The sequence below is a fragment of the Streptomyces sp. NPDC094032 genome (assembly GCF_040303965.1).
Lineage (GTDB): Bacteria > Actinomycetota > Actinomycetes > Streptomycetales > Streptomycetaceae > Streptomyces.
On the sequence record NZ_JBEOUE010000001.1, the window covers coordinates 223,267 to 242,344 of the forward strand.

Consider the following 19,078-nt stretch of genomic DNA (forward strand, 5'->3'; position numbering starts at 1 on the left):
AGAGAGGGTGGTGAGGGCCCACAAGGCCCGCCGCCCGTCGGCCTCCGGCCGCACCAGGCCACCGTCCCAGGGCCCATGAGGCCCGTCGGCCTCACCGGGCCTCCAACTCGGGCCCACGAGGCCCGTCGGCCTCACCGGGCCTCCAACTCGGGCCCACGAGGCCTGTGTCCGCCCCGGCCGTACCTGGCCATCGCCTGCGGGCCCAAGAGGCCCATCGCTCAAGCCGCCCAGCCGCATCCGGCCACCGTGCCAGGGCCCACGAGGCCCTTCCCCCCCCCGGCCGCACCAGGCCGCCAACTCGGCCCACGAGGCCCGCTGTCCATGCAGCCCGGCTGCCAAGCCACTGCCCCGGGCCCATCAGGCCCCCAGGCCCCACCAGCCCCCCAACTCGGCCCCACCAGCCCGTTTCCCCCCCCGGCCCCATCCGGCCACCTTCCCGCCCGGGCCCACAACGCCCGGCGACACAGGGATCCGCCACCCGTAGGATTCCCGCGCACCGGCAGCTCCGGGCGGCGTTTCTGCCGCTCGGAGCTGCCGCGTCTACTGCCCCGGGGGCGACCCGTGCGCGCCTAGCGTGGACGGCACGGAGGCGAGAGGAACCGTTCGCCCCGGTCTCTCGCCCCAGTCACCGGAGGAAGCCAGCATGGCGCCCAGCAGAACGGAAGACCTGCTCGACGGCGGACCCTCTCCCGCCCCCGCCCCGCCCGTGCTCGACCTGATCGCCCGGCAGGAGCGCACCCGCCCCGACGCGGTCGCCCTCGTCCACGCCGACGCGCGGTTGACGTACGCCGGGCTCGGCGCCGCCGTCCGCGAGCGGGCCGCCCTGCTCGCGGCCGACGGGGCCGGTCCCGGCCGGCTCGTCGCCCTGCACCGGCCGCGCGGGATCGACGCGATCGTCGGACTGCTCGCCGTCCTCGCCACCGGCGCCGCCTACCTGCCGCTCGACGTCCAGGCGCCCGACGCCCGCAACGAGGCCATCCTCAACGACGCCTGCGGCACCGCCGCACCCGCCCCGTCCGAGGTGGCCCGCCACGGCGAGGTGGTCCTCGGCGGACCCGGCACCGACGCGGGCGCCGCCTACGTCATCTACACGTCCGGCTCCACCGGCGTCCCCAACGGCGTCGTCGTCGCCCACGACTCCCTCGCCCACTTCATCGCCGCCGCGATCCCCGCGTACGGCATCGACGCCGACTCGGTCGTCCTCCAGTTCAGCCCGCTGCACTTCGACGCCAGCGTCCAGGAGGTCTTCGCGACCCTCGGCGCGGGCGGCACCCTCGTCCTGCGCACCGACGACATGCTCGACGTCGCCGAACTGCTCGCCGGCTGCGCCCGGCACGGCGTCACCCTCCTCGACCTGCCCGCCGCGTACTGGCACGAGCTGGTCTACGTCCTCACCACCGGCTCCGTCCGCCTCCCGGAGTGCCTGCAGACCGTCATCATCTACGGCGAGGCCGCCCTGCCCGAGCGGATCGCCCAGTGGCGCGGGCTCGTCGGCGACTCCGTACGGCTGCTCAACGCGTACGGTCCGACCGAGACGACCGTCGTCGCCACCGTCGCCGACCTCACCCGGCACGAGGACGGGCGGCCGGTGCCGATCGGGCGCCCGCTGCCCGGCGTGCGCGCCGCGATCGTCGGCGGCGAGCTGTGGCTCCTCGGCGGCGGCCTCACCCGCGGCTATCTGCACCGGCCCGAGCTCAACGCCCGCCGCTTCACCGAGCTCGACGGCGAACGCGCCTACCGCACCGGCGACCTCGTCACCCTCGGCGAGGACCGGCAGATCCTCTACCACGGGCGCCTCGACGACGAGGTGAAGATCGGCGGCCAGCGCATCGACCCCGCCGCCGTCGACTCCGTCCTCGCCGCACACCCCGCCGTCCGCGAGGCCGCCGTCGTCGCCCAGCAGGACACCGACGGCGTCAAGCGGCTCGTCGCCTTCGTCGTCACCGACGGCGGCACCGGCGCCGAGGAGCTGCGCACCCACGTACGCGACCGGATGCCCGCCGCCGCCGTCCCCACCGTCTCCGTCGTCGTCGCCCTGCCCCGCACCAGCTCCGGCAAGATCAACCGCAAGGCGCTGCGGACCACCGACCCCCGGCTGCCCGTCGTCCACGAGGAGCCGCTGCCCGCCGAGGACCGGATCCCGCTCTCGCACGCCCAGCGGCGCCTGTGGCTGCTCGACCAGCTCGACGGCCCCTCCGGCGCCTACAACATGCCGATCGTGCTGCACCTGGACACGGCCCCCGACCGCGCCGCGCTCGCCGCCGCCGTCGCCGACCTCGTCGAACGCCACGAGGTGCTCCGTACCGTCTTCCTCGCCCCCGAGGACGAGCCGTACCAGCACATCCTCGCCCCGGCCGCCGTCCGGCTCCGCACGGTCGACGCCCCGGCCGCCGAACTCCCCGCGCTGGTCGCCCGGTTCACCGCCGAGACCTTCGACCTCTCCCGCGAACTGCCGCTGCGCGTCGCCCTGTTCCTCCCGGAGGGCGAGGCCGCCGGGGCCACCCTCGCGGTGCTGCTCCACCACGTGGCCGGGGACGGCTGGTCCCTCAACCCGCTGATGACCGACCTCGCCCGCGCCTACACGGCCCGCGCCGAGGGCCGCGCCCCCGAGTGGGAGCCGCTGCCCGTCCAGTACGCCGACTACACCCTCTGGCAGCACGACGTCCTCGGCGACGCCGACGACCCGGACTCCGTCCTCGCCCAGGGCCTCGCCCACTGGCGTACCGCCCTCGCCGGACAGCCCGCCGTCACCGCACTGCCGCTCGACCGGCCCCGGCCCGCCGCCCGCGACCACGCGGGCGCCCTGCTGGAGACCGCCCTCGACGCGGACGTCCACGCGCGCCTCGTCCACCTCGCCGAACAGCACGACGCCAGCCTCCTCATGGTCCTCCAGGCCGCCCTGGGACTGGCCCTGCGGGCCACCGGCGCGGGCGAATCCGTCGCCCTCGGCACCCCCGTCGCCGGCCGGGACGACGAGGCCCTCGACGAGCTCGTCGGCTTCTTCGTCAACACCCTCGTGCTGCCCACCGACACCTCGGGCGACCCCGCCTTCACCACCCTCCTCGACCGCGTCCGCGACGCCGACCTGGGCGCCTTCGCCCACCAGCGGATCCCCTTCGACCTGCTCGTCGAACACCTCAACCCGCCCCGGCACCCGGGCGTCCACCCCCTCTTCCAGGTGATGCTGACGCTGAACGCCACCGGACCCGACCAGGGCGCCTTCCCGTTCGGTCCGGTGACCGGCCGGTTCGCCGAGGGGGACGGGCCCGCCACCACCAAGTTCGACCTCACCGCCGCCTGCGTCGACACCCGCGACGCCGAGGGCGCCCCCGCCGGACTCCGCCTCGGCCTGGAGTACGCGAAGGACGTCTTCGCCGACGAGCAGGTGCCCCGGCTCCTCCTCACCGCCCTCGAACGCGCCCTGCGCACCGTCGCCGCCGACCCCGGTACGGCGGTACGGGACGAGGTCCTCGTCCCGGCCGACGACCGCCGCGCCCTCGACGAGCGCCGCGCCCGCGCCGCCGCCGTCGCCGAGTCGCCCGCCGAGACGTCCGCAGGGACCGGCGCGGACGCGGACGCCGAGCTCGTCGCCACCCTGTGCGCGATGTTCGCCGAGGTCCTCGGGCTCGACCAGGTCGGGCCGCACGAAGGCTTCTTCACCATCGGCGGGCACTCCATGAGCGGCGTCCGCCTCGCCAACCGCGTCCGCGCCCGCCTCGGTGTCGACATCCAGGTCCGCGACCTGCTCCTCGCCCCCACCCCCGACGCCCTCGCCCGTCGCATCGCCGACGCCGCCACGGCCGACGCCGCGGCCGCCGGTGACGGCACCGCCCGGCCCCGGCCCGTCCCGCGCGCGGAACGGCCCGACCGCGTCCCCCTCTCGTACGCGCAGCGCAGGCTCTGGTTCATCGACACCCTCGAAGGCCCCAGCGCCTCCTACAACATCCCCCTCGTCCTGCACCCCGCCGAGCCCCTCGACCCCGCCGCGCTGGCCGCCGCCCTGGCCGACGTGTCGGACCGGCACGAGGTGCTCCGCACCGTCTACCGCTCCGTCGACGGCGAACCCCACCAGGAGATCCTGACCGGCATCCGCCCCACCCTCGACCACCACACCGTCCCCGCCGCCGGGCTCGCGGACGCCGTCGCCGAGGCCGCGGGGCATGTCTTCGACCTCGCGGAGGAGATTCCGCTGCGGGCCACGCTCCTCAGTGCCGGGGCCGGGGCCGAGGCCGGTTCCGCCTTTGGCGATAGCGCTACGGCCCGCGCCGACGTAGCCGGTGGCGACACCGACCATGCCGGTGCAGGCGCCGCCGCCAGCGCCGTGGCCGGATCCGACGCCGCCGGCGACACCGCCACGGCCCGCGCCGGCGCCGACGCGGCCGCCGCCCCCGCCCCCTCCCAGGTCCTCGTCCTCCTCGTCCACCACATCGCCGCCGACGGCTGGTCCACCGGCCCGCTCCTCGCCGACCTCGCCACCGCCTACCGGGCGCGGGCCGAGGGCCGTGCCCCCGGCTGGGAGCCGCTGCCCGTCCAGTACGCCGACTACACCCTCTGGCAGCGCGAACTCCTCGAAGGGCCCGGGGCCGACGCCCACCGCGACCACTGGCGTACCGCCCTCGCCGGAGCCCCCGCCGCCCTCGAACTGCCCGCCGCCCGCCCCCGGCCCGCCGAGGCGAGCCACCGCGGCGACCGGGCCGCCGTCACCGTGGACGCCGCCACCCACGAGGCGCTGGAGAAGATCGCCCGCGACAACGGGGCCACACTCTTCATGGTCCTCCAGGCCGCCCTCGCCGCCGTCCTCACCCGGCACGGCGCGGGCACCGACCTGCCGCTCGCCACCATGACCGCCGGCCGCGACGACGAACTCCTCGGCGGACTCGTCGGCTTCTTCGTCAACACCCTCGTGCTGCGCACCGACACCTCCGGCGACCCGGCCTTCACCGAACTGCTCGACCGCGTCCGGCGCACCGACCTGGCCGCCTACGCCCACCAGGAACTCCCCTTCGACCGGGTGGTCGAGGACCTCAACCCGGTCCGCACCACCGCCCATCACCCGCTCGCGCAGATCGTCGTGCAGCTCCACCACGACTACACCCGGGGCGTCCCCGGCGCGGACACCGCCGCGCGTCTCTTCCGCGAGGACGGGCCCGGACTCCTCACCACCGTCACCACCAAGTTCGACCTCACCTTCGCCCTCGGCGAGCGGCGCGACGCCGACGGCCGGCCCGCCGGTCTCGCGGGCGGACTGGAGTACGCCACCGACCTGTTCGACGCCGACACGGCCGCCCTCCTCGCCGCCCACCTGGAGCGCACCCTGCGCGCCGCCGCCGCGGACCCCGGCGTACGGATCGGGGAACTGCCCCTGCTCACCGACGCCGACCGCTTCCGGCTCGTCGCCGACTACAACGACACCGCCACCGTCCTGCCCGAACGCGGCACCGTCCACGGGCTGATCGCCCGCCGCGCCGCCCGCACCCCCGACGCGCCCGCCCTCCTCACCGACGACGAGACCCTCACGTACGCCGGTCTCGACGCCCGCGCCGACGCGCTCGCAGCCCGGCTGCGCGCCGCCGGGGTCCGGCGCGGCGACACCGTCGGCGTCCTGCTCGGCCGGGGTGTCCCGCTGATCGTGACCGCCCTAGCCGCCCTCAAGGCGGGCGCCGCCTACCTGCCGCTCGACCCCCGGCTGCCCGAGGCGCGGATCCGGCTGATGCTGGAGGACGCCGGGGCCTGCCTCGTCGCCACGGACGGCGACCACACCCCGCCGGACGGCACGCCGGTGCTGCGCGTAGACGCGCCGGAGGGGGCTGCTCCGGCGCGGGCCACGCACTCCCAGTCCACCGTGGCCACCGAGGCCGACCTCATGTACGTGATGTTCACCTCCGGCTCCACCGGCCGGCCCAAGGGCGTCGGTGTCACCCACCGGAACGTCGTCGAGCTCGCCGCCGACCGCGACCTCTCCCTCGGCCCGGACCGCCGCATGCTCGTCCACTCCGCGACCGGCTTCGACGCCTCCGTCTTCGAGATCTGGGCCCCGCTTCTCGGCGGCGGCAGCCTCGTCCTGCTGAGCGGTGACGGCACCGACCTCGACGAGACCGCCCGCGCCGTCCGCCGACACGGCGTCACCACCGCGTACTTCACCGTCGGCCTCTTCCACGTCATGGCCGACGAGGGACTCGACACCCTCGGCCTGCTGCGCGAGGTGTGGACCGGCGGCGACGTGGCCTCTCCGGCCGCCGTCCAGCGCGTCCTCACCCACTGCCCCGACACTGTCCTCGTGCACTCCTACGGCCCCACCGAGACCACCTTCGCCTCCCACAACCAGTGGTTCACCACGAAGCCCGGCGACGGGCGCGTCCTGCACGGCGCCGGACTCCACCTCGGGCGGCCCATGGACAACACCCGCAGCCACGTCCTCGACGAGCGCCTGCGCCCCGTCCCGCCCGGCGTCCCCGGCGAGCTGTACGTCGCGGGCGGACACGTCGCACGGGGCTACGTCGGCCGCGCCGGCCTCACCGCCGAACGGTTCGTCCCGGACCCCTTCGAGGGCGACGGCAGCCGCATGTACCGCACCGGCGACCGCGTGCTGTGGACCCCCGCCGGCGAACTCCGCTTCCTCGGACGGGCCGACGGGCAGATCAAGCTCCGGGGCGTGCGCATCGAGCCCGGCGAGGTCGAGCGGGTGCTCGCCGCCCACCCGGCGGTCGGCCAGGCCCTCGCCGTCGTCCGCGAGGACCGGCCCGGCGACAAGAGCCTCGTCGGATACGCGGTCCCCCGCGCCGGCGACTCCGTCACCGAGGCCGAACTCCTCGCCGAGGCCCGCGCCCTGCTCCCCGAACACCTGGTGCCGTCCGCGGTCGTCGTCCTCGACGCGCTGCCGCTCACCGTCAACGGCAAGCCCGACCGGGCCGCCCTGCCCGCCCCGCACCGCCCCGCCGCCGACCCCGGCGGCCGCGCCCCGCGCAACGCCCGCGAAGAGGTCCTCTGCGCGCTGTACGCCGAGATCCTCGACGTCCCCGAAGTCGGCATCGACGACAACTTCTTCACCCTCGGCGGGCACTCCCTCCTCGGCGTCCGCCTGGTCAACCGGATGCGCGGTGTCCTCGGCGTCGAGCGCACGGTCCGCGACCTGTTCCGCTCGCCCACCCCCGCCGGGCTGCTCGGCTCGCACGAGGACTCCGGCACGGACGGCGGCGACACCTCCGCCCTGGGGGTGCTGCTCCCGCTCAGCACCCGGGGCACCCGCCGCCCGCTCTTCTGCGTCCACCCCGGCACCGGAGTCGGCTGGGCGTACGCGGGCCTCGCCAAGCACCTCGGCGACGAGCAGCCGCTGTACGCCCTCCAGGCCCGCTCCCTCAGCGACCCCGGCCACCGGCCCGCCGGCGTCGAGGAGATGGCCGACGCCTACCTGGAGCGGATCCGCCACGTCCAGCCCTGGGGCCCCTACCGGCTGCTCGGCTGGTCCTTCGGCGGACTCGTCGCCCACACCGTCGCCGTACGGCTCCGGGAGGCGGGGGAGGAGGTCGAACTCCTCGCCCTCATGGACGTCCACCAGACCGGACCCGGCAGCGTCTCCGTACTGCCGCCCGAGGAGCGCGCCGCCGCCGAGCCGCCCGCCGACCTCGCCGAGGCGATGGAGCGGATCCGGCGCGAGGACCCCGTCCTCGCCGGGTTCACCGCCTCCGAGCTCCGCGCCGTGCTCCGCGCCTCCGAGACCCACGCCGGACTCATGGCCCGGCACGTCCCCGGCGTCGCCGACACCGACCTCCTGTTCTTCACCGCCCGCAGGCCGGCCGAGCCGGAAGGCGCATTGGCCGCCACCTGGATTCCCTTCACCGAGGGAATCATCGAGAACCACACCATCGAATGCGGACATCTCCAGATGGCCGAACCGGAACCTCTCGCACACATCGGAAGCATTCTCGCGGAGAAGCTCTCCGCACTCCAGAAGAAGGAAATGAGGACCCAGTCATGAGCGATTCCGTCAACCCGTTCGACAACGCCGAGGGCACCTTCCACGTCGTCGTCAACGACGAGGGCCAGCACTCCCTGTGGCCGTCCTTCGCCGCCGTACCGGCCGGCTGGACCAGCGTCTGGGGCCCCGGTGAGCGGGGCGAGGCCCTGGAGTTCATCACGGTGAACTGGACCGACATCCGCCCGCGCAGCCTCGTCGCGCAGTACGCCTGACCGTCCCGGAAGAGCTCGCCCCCGAAGGCGCCGCGCCCCGCATCCACAGCGGGGCGCGGCGCCTTTTCCCGTGTAATTCCGGAAACGAAAGTGCCGGTCGTTGCTGCCGCTCGGACTTCCCCTTCCGGAACCGTCGCGAAATTATTCTTCAGGCATGAAGATTCTCTTGAGCGGAACCGCCTCGGATTCCCATACGTGGAATCTCGTGTACCTCCGCCTCTTCCTGGAGGAGCACGGCCACGAGGTCGTCGGCCTCGGCCCCTGCGTCGACGCCGGCCTGCTCGCCGACGCCTGCCTGCGGCACGCCCCCGACGCGGTGGTGCTCAGCAGCGTCAACGGGCACGGCTACCGCGACGGCCTGGACGCCGTCCGCGCGCTCCGCGCCGAACCCGCCCTCGCCGCACTGCCCGTCGTGCTCGGCGGCAAGCTGGGCGTCGTCGGACGGCGCCAGGACGAGGAGGTCCGCCGGCTCCTGGACGCCGGCTGCGACGCCGTCCTCGGCGACGACCTCGACGCCCTGCGCGCCTTCCTCGCCGCGGGAGCCCGCAGGGAGGTCCTGGCGTGACCGCCGCCAACCGCCCCTCCGACCCGGGCTTCGGGGCCTTCGTCGCCGCCGCCTCCGCCGCCGGCCGGCTCGTCGTCCAGCCCCGCATGGGCTTCGGCGACGCCGACCTCATGCGGACCGGCCTCGCCCGCACCCGCGCGGCCACCGCCCACACCGTCGGCACCCTCACCGTCGACAGCTACACCCGCGTCGGCGCCCTCGACGCCGCCCGTGCCGCCGTCGCCGACGGCACCCGCCTCAACGGCTACCCCATCGCCGCGCACTCCCCGGACACCACCCGCGCCGTCCTCGCCGGGCTGCGCGGCCCGGACTTCCCCGTCCAGGTACGGCACGGCTCGGCCCGTCCCGAACACATCATCCGCGCCCTCACCGCCGCCGGCCTCGACGCTACCGAGGGCGGCCCCGTCTCGTACTGCCTGCCCTACGGCCGCACCCCGCTGCGGGAGTCCGTCGCCGCGTGGGTGCGCGCCTGCGAACTCCTCGCCGAGGGCAGCGCGGGCACCCCGCACCTGGAGAGCTTCGGCGGCTGCCTCCTCGGCCAGCTCTGCCCGCCCGGCCTGCTCGTCGCCATGAGCGTCCTGGAGTGCGTCTTCTTCGCCCAGCACGGGCTGCGCAGCGTCTCCCTCAGTTACGCCCAGCAGACCGACGCCGCCCAGGACGAGGAGGCGCTGCGGGCCCTGCACCGGCTGGCCGCCGAGTTCCTCCCGGCGGGCGTCGAGCACCACGTGGTCCTCTACACGTACATGGGCGTCTACCCCCGTACCGAGAGCGGGGCCCTGCGGCTCCTGGAGGCGTCCGCCCGCCTCGCCGTCCGCTCCGGAGCCGGTCGCCTCATCGTCAAGACCGCCGCCGAGGCCCACCGGATCCCCACGGTCGACGAGAACGTCCGCGCCCTGGAGACCGCGGCCGCCGCGGCCGCGCTCGCGGGCGCCCCCGCCCCGGACACCGCCCCCGAGGACAGCGAGATCTACCAGGAAGCCCGCACTCTGATCGAGACCGCCCTCACCCTCCACCCCGACCTGGCCCGCGCCCTCCCCACCGCCTTCGCCCGCGGCCTCCTCGACGTCCCCTTCTGCCTCCACCCCGACAACGCCGGCGACTCCCTGGGCTTCATCGACCCCACGGGCCGCCTCCGTTGGGCCCGCACGGGTGCGATGCCGCTGCGCCCCGAGAGGGGGGCCGACGAGAGCCCGCTGACGTCGAGCGGCTTGCTCGCGGCGCTCCAGCATGTGGCGGACCGGTACGACGGGGGCCTGGGCGAGCACCAGGACCCGGAGGGCCAGGGTGCCTTCGCGGACCGCCGTGGCCCGCTCGACGGCCACGACGCGGCGGACCACCACACCCCGGCCGACCACCGCGCCCTCGCCCAGCACCGCGACGGTCCGGGACGCCCGGCGGCGACCCCGCTGACCGTCTGAACGCCCGCCTTTCCCGTACGAGACCGAGACCGTGAACCAGCCCCAGACCCAGATCGTGAACGGGTCCCAGACCGTGAACCAGCCCCAGACCCAGATCGTGAACGGGTCCCAGACCGTGAACCAGCCCCAGCCCCAGATCGTGAACGGGTCCCAGACCGTGAACCAGCCCCAGCCCCAGCCCCAGACCGTGACCGTGACCGTGACCAGGAGCCCCGCCATGGAACAGCCCGCCCCCGTGTCCGCCGCCCCCGCCCCCGCGACCCCGCCCCCGCTCGGCGAGCACCTGCGTTCGCCCGAGCTGCGGGCCGCCATGCTCGTTCAGCAGGAGGCCCTTCAGGGCGCCCGGGACTACCTGCGGGGCCAGGGCTTCACCGAGCTGCTGCCGCCGCTCGTCGGGCCCGTGACCGACCCGGGCGGCCGTGGCGCCAAGGCCCTGGACGTCGACTACTACGGGCACCCGTACAAGCTCATGACCAGCGCCATCCTCTACAAGCAGGCCTCCCTGCGCGGCTTCCCCCGGCTCTTCTACATCGCCCCCAACGTCCGCGTGGAGCCCGAGGAGACCGCCACCACCGGCCGGCACCTGGTCGAGTTCCACCAGATCGACGTCGAGATCGCGGACGCGGGCCGCGAGGAGGCCCAGGAGATCGCGGCCGGACTCCTCACCCACGTCACCGAGCACGTGTGGACCACGATCCCCGAGATCCTCACCGGACTCGGCCGCATGGAGGCCGACTTCGCGGACATCCGCGCCGGGAAGTACGACGTGCGCACGCACGACGAGGCCGTCACCCGGCTCCAGTCCCTCGGCCACCCGCAGAACCCCGACGGCGAGATCGACTGGGCCGGCGAGCGCATCCTCTCGCTGGAGAGCGACCGCCCGTTCTTCGTGGACGACTACCCCAAGGGCTCGCGCGGCTTCTACGACCGCGAGGACCCCGAACGCCCCGGCGTGCTCCGCAACTTCGACCTGATCGCCCCGCACGGCTACGGCGAGCTGGTCTCCGGCAGCGAGCGCGAGGCCGACTACGCGACCCTCGTGACCCGGATGCGGGAGAGCGGGGAGAACCCGGCCAAGTACGCCTGGTACCTGAAGGAGGCGCGCGAGGGCATCCCGTCCAGCGCCGGTTTCGGCATGGGCCTCCAGCGGCTCGTCCGCTTCCTCACCGGCTTCGACGCCCTCTGGCAGGTCAGCGCCTACCCGAAGCTGCCCGGGGTGGTGACCCCGTGACGACGACGATCCCCGCCGCCCTGGCCGCCCCGCCTGTTGAGCCGATGGACGACTTCACCTCGTCCCTCCTGCTCACGGCCCCGGCCCCGCACGCCGCGCCCACCCCGCCGACGTACACCACCCCGTCCGCCCCTTCCACCCCGTCCGGGCTCTCCGCCCCCGGCTTCCCCGAGGAGCAGGTACGGGCTCGGGCCAGGACCGGATCCGCGGCCGTGTTCCCGGACCCGGCCGGCTACGGCGCCCGCCTCTTCGGCCCGGCTGCCACCGCCCACGCCGGTGACGCCCTGGACCGTACGAGGATCGTCCCGCCCGTCTTCATGCCGGAGCGCCTGGAGAAGCTCATCGACCTCGCCCGGGAGCCGGAGTTCGGCGACGTCGATCTGACCGCCCGTGTCGGGGGCTTCACGGCCAGGCTGCCCCTCTACCTGTCCGCCTTCGGTTCGACCAGGGCGGGCAGCGGGGACCTCGCGGTCCACGCGAGCCGGCAGGCGGCCCGCCTGGGCATCCCCATGGTGATCGGCGAGAACATGGTCCCCGTCCACGGCTACCGCAAGGCCGGGGAGGCGACCCGTTCCGCCCTGCGCGCCAGGGTCGAGGCGTATCTGGAGGCCGTGCCGGACGGGGTCGGCGGGATCGTGGTCCAGCAGTCCACGGAGGACGCAGACTCCGAGGTGTGGAACCTCCTCTACAGTGACCCCGCGTTCCGTCCCCTCCTGGAGAGCGGCCGGCTCGCGTTCGAGCTGAAGACGGGTCAGGGGGCGAAGCCCGGCCTCGGCGGCATGACCGTCGTCGGCCGCGCCGAGGCGGAGCAGCTGGCCCGCCGCTTCACGGTCCGGGAGGTCTTCGGAGAGGACGCCCCGCAGCGGCTCCGCTGCGCGACCCCGGGGACGTTCACCGAGGAGATCCTCCGCCAGCAGCTCCGCTTCATGCGCAACAACTTCCCCAAGGCTCGTACCTGGGTGAAGTTCCACCCGGGCCGGGACATCGGGCCGGCCGCCCGTACGGCGTGGGCCGCCGGAGCCGACGCGGTGACCGTCGACGGCGCCGAGGGCGGCACGGGCTGGGCGCCGGGGGTCTTCCTGGACCAGGTCGGACTGCCGCTGGCCGAGTGCCTGCGCCGGATCGGGCGTCCCGAGGGCTGCCTGCTGGCCACGGGCGGGATGTGGGAGGGCGGCAGGGCCGTCCGCACCCTCGCCCTAGGGGCGAGCGCCGTCGGCCTCGGCCGCGCCGCTCTCGTGGCCGTGGACGAGGACCCCGAGCACGGCCTGGAGCGTCTGGTGGAGGCCCTCGCCCTCGAACTGCGGCTGCTGATCAGCGCCCTTGGGAAGTACGCGCCCGCCGCCCTCGCCCCGGACGACCTCTGGGACCCGGCCCAGGGAGCGGTGCCGTGCTGAGGCCGCCGCGCGTGCACGCGCGTTTCTCGGTACGGGAGACCCCGGGCATCACCGTAGGCGCCCCGGCCCCGTTGCCGTACGGGCTCGACGGCGCCGCCCGCCGCACCGCGCAGCGCGCACTCAGCGAGGCCGGCCGCGGCTACCTGGGCGGCCACGTAGAACTCCGCACCCCCCGGGGCCTGGCCCCCCGAGCCCTCCTCAGGGCCACGGACCGAGCGGTGTCCCTGGCGGTGGCCGCGACTCTCCACGGCAGTCCGCCGACCACGGGCATTCACTTGTAACCGCGCACCTGAGTCGGGCCAACCGCTACGAGGGCGTGGCCGCTCGGCTGTTACGCGACGGCGATGCCGCCCGGCTACCCACGGCGGCGATCCCGCCCCCGCTGCCCACGGCGGCGACCCCGCCTAGCCGCCACGACAGCACGCGCCAGGCCCCTGGACCCCTGGTATCCGCCTTCACCTCCGCCCCCGACCCCGTACCTGACCGCCCGCCTTCACTCCCCCGATGGCGAAGCCGCCCGGCTGTTACGACCGGGGCCCTCGCCCGACGGATACGGCGGCGATCCCGCCCAGCCGCCACGACAGCACGCGCCAGGCCCCTGGACCCCTGGTATCCGCCTCCACCTCCGCCCCCGACCCCGTACCTGACCGCCCGCCTTCACTCCCACGGCGGCGAAGCCGCCCGGCTGTTACGACCGGGGCCCTCGCCCGACGGAAACGGCGGCGACCCCGCCCAGCCGCCACGACAGCACACGCCCGGCGCCCTCGACCACTGGCATCCGCCCCCACCCCGTACCCCTGCCCCGCCCCACTCCCAAGACGCCGACCTCTCCCGCCTACCACCACGGCGGCGTCCCCGCCCACCCGTCACGACGGCACCCGACCAGCGCCGTGGCGGCGACCCCGCCCCGCCCACAGAAAGCCGACACCACACCATGGCCACGTCCCTCGCCGATCCGCCCGCCCCCACCGTCGACTGGCGCCGCATCAGCAGCCTCGTCGTCGGCCAGGCCGCCGTCCAGGCGGGCAGTTTCGCGCTCCTCATCGCCATGAGCTGGACCGCCGTCCAGCTCGGCGGCCGAGGCGCCGTCACCGCGGTGACCCTCGCCGCCACCCTGCCCCGCGCGCTGCTGCTCCTCTTCGGCGGCGCCCTGACCGACCTCCTCGGCCCGCGCGCCCTCCTGCTGCGCGCCACCAGCGTCCGCGTCGTCGTCCTCACCGCGGGCGTCGTCGTCACCGCCACCACGCACACCCTGTGGCCGCTGATCGTCATCGCCCTCGTCGACGGCATCCTGCTCGGCCTCACCGGACCGGCCTCCGGCGTCCTGCTGCCCCACCTGGCACCCCAGGAGCACCTCGGCCGCGCCAACTCCCTCTTCTCCATGGTGCTGCGCCTGGCCCCCATCGCGGGCTCCCCGCTCGGAGCGTGGCTCGTGGTGGTCGGCGGACTGCCCGTCGCGATGACGGCAGCCGCCGTCGGCTGCGCCCTGTGGCTCGGCTGCGCCGCGCACGTGACGCACGGCATGAAGCGGCCCGAGACCGCCGCGCCGGGCGGCCCGTCGCTGCTGCGCCGCTCGGGCGACGGTTTCCGCCTGCTCGCCGTGCACCCGCGGCTGCGCTGGATGTTCGTGGCCTGCTTCGCGATGGACCTGGCGTTCCTGTGGCCGGCGGAGGTCGCGCTGCCGCTGCGCGCCGCGGACCAGGGCTGGGGGGTGGGGGCGGTCGCGTTCGTCCTCGCCGCGTTCAGCGCGGGGGCGCTGGCGTCGGCCGCGCTGGGCGCGGCGCTCGCCCACCGCATCCCGACCCACCTCAAGCTGGTGGTGACGGGCACCGGTCTGGCCCTCGGCATGGGCGCGATGGCCCTCGTACCGTCGCCGGGACTGCTGGCCGGGGCGGCCGCGGCCGTCGGCCTGCTCTCGGGCCTCAACGGCCCGGCGCTGGTGACGGCCTATCAGCAGGCGGTGCCCGAGGGCCGGATGGGCGCGGCGATGTCGACCTTCGCTCTGTCCGGGATCGGCGCGGCGCCGCTCTCGCTGGCCGTCTTCACCCCGGTCTCGCTGCACCTAGGGGTGACCGGCACCTGGCTGATGTGCGCCGGCCTGGCCCTGGTGTCCCCGATCGCGGCGGCCGTCGCGCTGCGCGCGGGCACGACGGCGAAGACCACCGAACGGCCCACCGAGGACCGCATCCGTACCGCACCGGAGACCACCGCCACGTCCGTGTGAGGCAGACATGACCCCGCAGACCCCCGCACCCCCGTCCACCACGTACGCACCCGAGCGCGGCGTGTACGCACCCGAGTCCGCCGTGTACGCCCGCCAGCCCAGGGAGTACGCGCCCGAGCCCACCGAGCACGCGCGCCAGCCCACTGTCTACGCGGCCCACCTCACGGAGTCCGCACCCCAGCCCACGGAGTCCGCACCCCAGCCCACGGGGTCCGTGCCCGAGCCCACGGGGTCCGTGCCCGAGCCCACGGGGTCCGTGTCCGAGCTCACGGGGTCCGTGTCCGAGCTCACGGGGTCCGTGTCCGAGCTCACGGAGTCCGCACGCCCGCTCGCGGAGTGCGCGCCCCAGCCCACGGAGTCCGCACCCCAGTCCACGGGGTACGTGCCCCAGCCCACCGAGTCCTCACTCCAGTCCACGGGGTACGTGCCCCAGCCCACCGGGTACGCGGCCCAGTCCACGGAGTCCGCGCTGCTGCCCACCGAGTCCGCACGCCAGCTCACGGAGTACGCACCCCAGCCCGCCCTGCACGCCCCAGGGCCCGACCTCTACGCGAATCCGCCCGACGTACCCGTTCCCTCTCCCACCCCGTCCGCCCGTTCCACCGGCCTGTCCATTGGTTCCACCGCTCGGTCCGCCTCCTCCACCACTCCGTTCACCGGCTCCACCGCCCTGTCCACCCCCTCTTCCGCCCTCCTCAACCCCTCCATCGGCCTGACTGTCCCGTCGCTCGACTCCTCCGTCCCGTCCGCCCCGTTCGCCCGACCCGGCGACCAGGGCGTCCCGGTGCCCGAGCCGTACCTCCGGCCCGGTGCGGTCCTCCTCCGACCGTCCCCGCTCCCGCCGCTGCCGTCGGTGCCCGCGCTGCCGCCCGGGCCGGAGGAGGCCCGCCCGCAGCTGTGGCTGGTCGCCACCGAGGTGCATGAGGAGAGCGCCGCCCGGTACGCCTCCCTTGTCCTCGACGCGGAGGAACAGGCGAGGGCGGGGGAGTTCCGGCGGCCGGGCGACCGTGCCACGTACCTGTGCGCGCACGTCGGCCTGCGCCGGCTGCTCGGCGCCCACCTCGGCGTCGCGCCGCGCGGCGTCACGGTGGAGCGGGCGCCCTGCCCCTGCTGCGGCGAGCCGCACGGGCGGCCGGTGCTCCCGGACGGGCGGCTGCACTTCTCGCTCTCCCACTGCGAGGGGATGAGCCTGATCGCCGTGGCGACCTCGCCGGTGGGCGTGGACATCGAGCGGATCCCGGCCCCGCACCTCGTCGGCGAGCTCGCCGAGGTGCTCCATCCGGCGGAGTCCGCCGAACTGGCGGCGCTCGCGAGGGACCGGCGCCCCGCCGCCTTCGCCCGGGTGTGGACGCGGAAGGAGGCGTACCTGAAGGGGACCGGGGTCGGGCTCGGCGCCGACCCGTCGTCCGAGTACGTCGGCTCGGGCCCCGTCCCGACCGCCCCGCCCGGCTGGCTCCTGGCGGACGTGGCCGTGCCGTCCGGCCACCAGGCGGCGGTGGCGGTCCGCACGTGACACCCCCGGCGCCGCTCAACGGCGAGGCCGGGTAGACAGGCGCGGCCTCGCGCACCGCGGCGGGGGGCGGCAGACGCGGTCTTGCGCACCGAGGCCGGCGCGGTCTTGCGGACTATGGCGCGGTCGGCGGGCGAGGCCTTGCGGACCATGGCGGGGTCGACAGGCGCGGTCCTGCACACCGAGGCCGGCGCGGCTGACGCGGTCTTGCGGACCATGGCGGGGTCGGCAGGCGCGGTCTTGCGCACCCCGCCCGGGCCGGCAGGCGCGACGCCGCCCACCCGCCGGGGTCGCCCCGGGGCCTGGCCCGCCACGCCAGGCTGCCCGCCCGCAAACCCGCCCCAGCCCGGCCTCGGCGGCCCGCCCGCAGCCCCGCCCCGGCCCCGCACAAGCGGCCCGCCCGCGCCTCCGCCCCCCCGCCCAGGGGGAGCGCGGCGGCGCACGCGCATCGAACGCCTGACTCCCGCCCGCCTGCCCGAAAGGATGAACGGCACCCGACAACGGCGTTTCCCCCCGGCGCTGCCGTCACCCTGCTGACGTGCGTGAGGAGTGCGAATACACGGTCCCGCCCCAACGGACGAGCCGCCCCGCGGCCGACGCGCCCCGGGCGGGCTCCGGCCCGCCCCCGCGGCGGCTCGGGCCGCCCCTGCGGGACCGGACGCGGTACTGGATCGACCGGACCGTTGTGAAGGGCATGACGGCGGTCGCGGGCTGGCTGGCGTTGGTGTCCCTGGCCGTGGTGGCGCCGGCGAGCGCCCTCCTCGTGTGGACCGACAGCCGCTCGCCCGACACCGTCCAGGGCAAGCTGGAGACGGTCTGGCGGACCATCGGTCAGACGCTGCGGCTCGGCGGCGAGGTCGGCCCGCCGCTGCGGATCGCCCTCTCCGTCCTGCTGGCCCTGGTCTCCCTGCTCTACGTCTCCACCCTCGTCGGCCTCGTCAACACCGCGATGACCGACCGGCTCACCGAGCTCCAGCGCGGCCAGTCGACGGTCGTTGAGCGCGGCCACTCCTTGGTCCTCGGGTGGTCCGAGCAGACGCCGACGCTCGTCGCCGAGCTGCTCGCCGCGCACGCCCAGCGGCGGCAGGGCGCGGTCGTCGTCCTCGCCGACCGCGACAAACTGGACATGGAACGGGAGTTACGGGCGGTGGCCACCGCCGCCGGGGTGCGACGCGTCCGGCTGCTCTGCCGCCGGGGCCGCCCCGCCGACCCGGCGGCCCTGGCCCGCGTCAGCCCGGCCGCCGCGGGGGCGGTCGTGGTGCTGCCGCCGGACACCCCGGAGGCCGACACCCAGGTGGTGAAGACGCTGCTCGCGCTGCGGGCCGTGGTCGGGGAGGCGCGCCGGGTACGGGTCGTGGCGGCGGTCCGGCAGACCCGGCACGTGGCAACCGCCCGGCTCGCCGCGGGCCCGGGCGCGGTCGTGTTCGACGTCGACGGCATCGCGGCCCGGATCCTGGTCCAGTGCGTCTTGGAACCCGGCCTGTCGCTGGTCCTGGAGGACCTCCTCGACTTCGCGGGCGCCGAACTGCACGTCCACCGCGTCCCCGGGCTCGTCGGCCGGACGTTCACCGAACTACGGGCGGCATGCGTGGACGCGTGCGTGGTGGGACTCGTACGCCCGGACGGCTCGCCGCTCCTGAACCCACCACCGAGGACCACCCTGAGCCCCGGCGACGCCGTCGTAGTCCTGTCCGAGGACGACACCCCACCAACCTGGACCACGACCCCACCCCCGACACCCCCAGCCACAAATCCCGCAGTCACCCCCCACCCAGCGCCACCCCGCCACGTCCTCATCCTCGGCTGGAACCGCCGAGGCCAAGAAATCACCGAGGCCCTAACCCACAACGGCTGGCACACAACCCAAGAACACCCCCTCCCCACCCCGAACCCCACCCCGAACCCCACCCTGAAACCCACCCGAGAGCCGGCCTCGACACCCTCCCCGGCCCCGGCCCCGGCGTCAGCCCAGGCCGCCGCCCAGGCTCCCGCCCCCACCCCCACCCACCACGTCCTAGTCCTAAGCGGCCCCGAAGCCCACGCCGACCCCGACGAATACACGCTCGTCACCCTCCTCCAACTCCGCGCCGCCGAACGCGAGTCCGGGCGCCGGATCCCCACCGTCGCCGAGCTGACCGACGCCCACCACCGTCCCCTCGCCCCGGTCGGCCCGCACACGGAGCTCGTCGTCGGTGGGCGGCTCGTCGGGCTGCTCATGGCTCAGGTTTCGCAGACCGCCGAGCTCGCGGCGGCCTTCGATGAGCTCTTCGCCCCGGTGGGTAACGGGGTCCGTCTGCGTCCCGCCACCGACTACGTGCCGCACGGGACCGAGGCGCCCTTCGCCACGCTCGTCGAGGCCGCCGGCCTTCAGGGCGCCACCGCACTCGGGTACCGCCCCGGCGGCTCCCGGATCCCGCTCCTCAACCCGCCGAAGAACGGGACACGCCGCTGGTCGCACGAGGATGCCCTGATCGTCGTCACCTCCACCGACGCCCTCCAGCGGATCCCTCCCCGGCCTCGGCCCTCCGTCTAGGGTCTGTCCGGCCGAT

The 19,078-nt window shown here is 75.3% G+C and carries 10 protein-coding genes; all 10 read left to right on the forward strand.

The window, feature by feature from the left end; genetic code table 11:
* The first annotated feature begins 643 nt into the window (after positions 1–643).
* Positions 644–7,975 carry a non-ribosomal peptide synthetase gene (locus ABTZ54_RS00820; RefSeq protein WP_351655080.1) on the forward strand — a complete coding sequence of 2,444 codons (7,332 nt, stop codon included), beginning with the start codon at positions 644–646 and terminating at the stop codon, positions 7,973–7,975.
* A complete protein-coding gene (locus ABTZ54_RS00825) occupies positions 7,972–8,187 on the forward strand; it encodes an MbtH family protein (protein ID WP_351655086.1) in 216 nt (71 codons plus the stop codon). The genes ABTZ54_RS00820 and ABTZ54_RS00825 overlap by 4 nt, the downstream gene beginning before the upstream one ends.
* Positions 8,188–8,341: 154 nt before the next feature.
* Positions 8,342–8,752 carry a cobalamin B12-binding domain-containing protein gene (locus ABTZ54_RS00830; RefSeq protein ID WP_351655091.1) on the forward strand — a complete coding sequence of 137 codons (411 nt, stop codon included), beginning with the start codon at positions 8,342–8,344 and terminating at the stop codon, positions 8,750–8,752.
* Entirely contained in the window at positions 8,749–10,170 is a 1,422-nt protein-coding gene (locus ABTZ54_RS00835) for a methylaspartate mutase (RefSeq protein ID WP_351655097.1), read from the forward strand. The genes ABTZ54_RS00830 and ABTZ54_RS00835 overlap by 4 nt, the downstream gene beginning before the upstream one ends.
* Positions 10,171–10,387: 217 nt before the next feature.
* Positions 10,388–11,401, forward strand: coding sequence for an asparagine synthetase A (locus tag ABTZ54_RS00840; protein ID WP_502997164.1), 1,014 nt, complete (start codon positions 10,388–10,390; stop codon positions 11,399–11,401).
* Complete coding sequence (locus tag ABTZ54_RS00845) at positions 11,398–12,795, forward strand: glutamate synthase-related protein (protein ID WP_351655106.1); 1,398 nt, start codon at positions 11,398–11,400, stop codon at positions 12,793–12,795. The genes ABTZ54_RS00840 and ABTZ54_RS00845 overlap by 4 nt, the downstream gene beginning before the upstream one ends.
* Positions 12,789–13,076, forward strand: a complete 288-nt coding sequence (locus tag ABTZ54_RS00850; RefSeq protein WP_351655112.1) for a hypothetical protein — start codon at positions 12,789–12,791, stop codon at positions 13,074–13,076. The genes ABTZ54_RS00845 and ABTZ54_RS00850 overlap by 7 nt, the downstream gene beginning before the upstream one ends.
* 653 nt (positions 13,077–13,729) lie before the next feature.
* Positions 13,730–15,019 (forward strand): MFS transporter, encoded by a 1,290-nt coding sequence (locus ABTZ54_RS00855; RefSeq protein ID WP_351655118.1) that lies wholly within the window; start codon positions 13,730–13,732, stop codon positions 15,017–15,019.
* Positions 15,020–15,803: 784 nt separating this feature from the next.
* Positions 15,804–16,532 (forward strand): 4'-phosphopantetheinyl transferase family protein, encoded by a 729-nt coding sequence (locus ABTZ54_RS00860; protein ID WP_351656378.1) that lies wholly within the window; start codon positions 15,804–15,806, stop codon positions 16,530–16,532.
* A 535-nt stretch (positions 16,533–17,067) separates the two neighbouring features.
* Entirely contained in the window at positions 17,068–19,062 is a 1,995-nt protein-coding gene (locus ABTZ54_RS00865) for a CASTOR/POLLUX-related putative ion channel (protein WP_351655124.1), read from the forward strand.
* The last annotated feature ends 16 nt before the right edge of the window (positions 19,063–19,078 follow it).

Excerpts from the sequence above, each read along its gene's own strand:
- ABTZ54_RS00825 (WP_351655086.1), top strand. The coding sequence starts at position 7,972 with ATGAGCGATTCCGTCAACCCGTTCGACAACGCCGAGGGCACCTTCCAC.
- ABTZ54_RS00840 (WP_502997164.1), top strand. The coding sequence starts at position 10,388 with ATGGAACAGCCCGCCCCCGTGTCCGCCGCCCCCGCCCCCGCGACCCCG.
- ABTZ54_RS00855 (WP_351655118.1), top strand. The coding sequence starts at position 13,730 with ATGGCCACGTCCCTCGCCGATCCGCCCGCCCCCACCGTCGACTGGCGC.
- ABTZ54_RS00820 (WP_351655080.1), top strand. The coding sequence starts at position 644 with ATGGCGCCCAGCAGAACGGAAGACCTGCTCGACGGCGGACCCTCTCCC.
- ABTZ54_RS00830 (WP_351655091.1), top strand. The coding sequence starts at position 8,342 with ATGAAGATTCTCTTGAGCGGAACCGCCTCGGATTCCCATACGTGGAAT.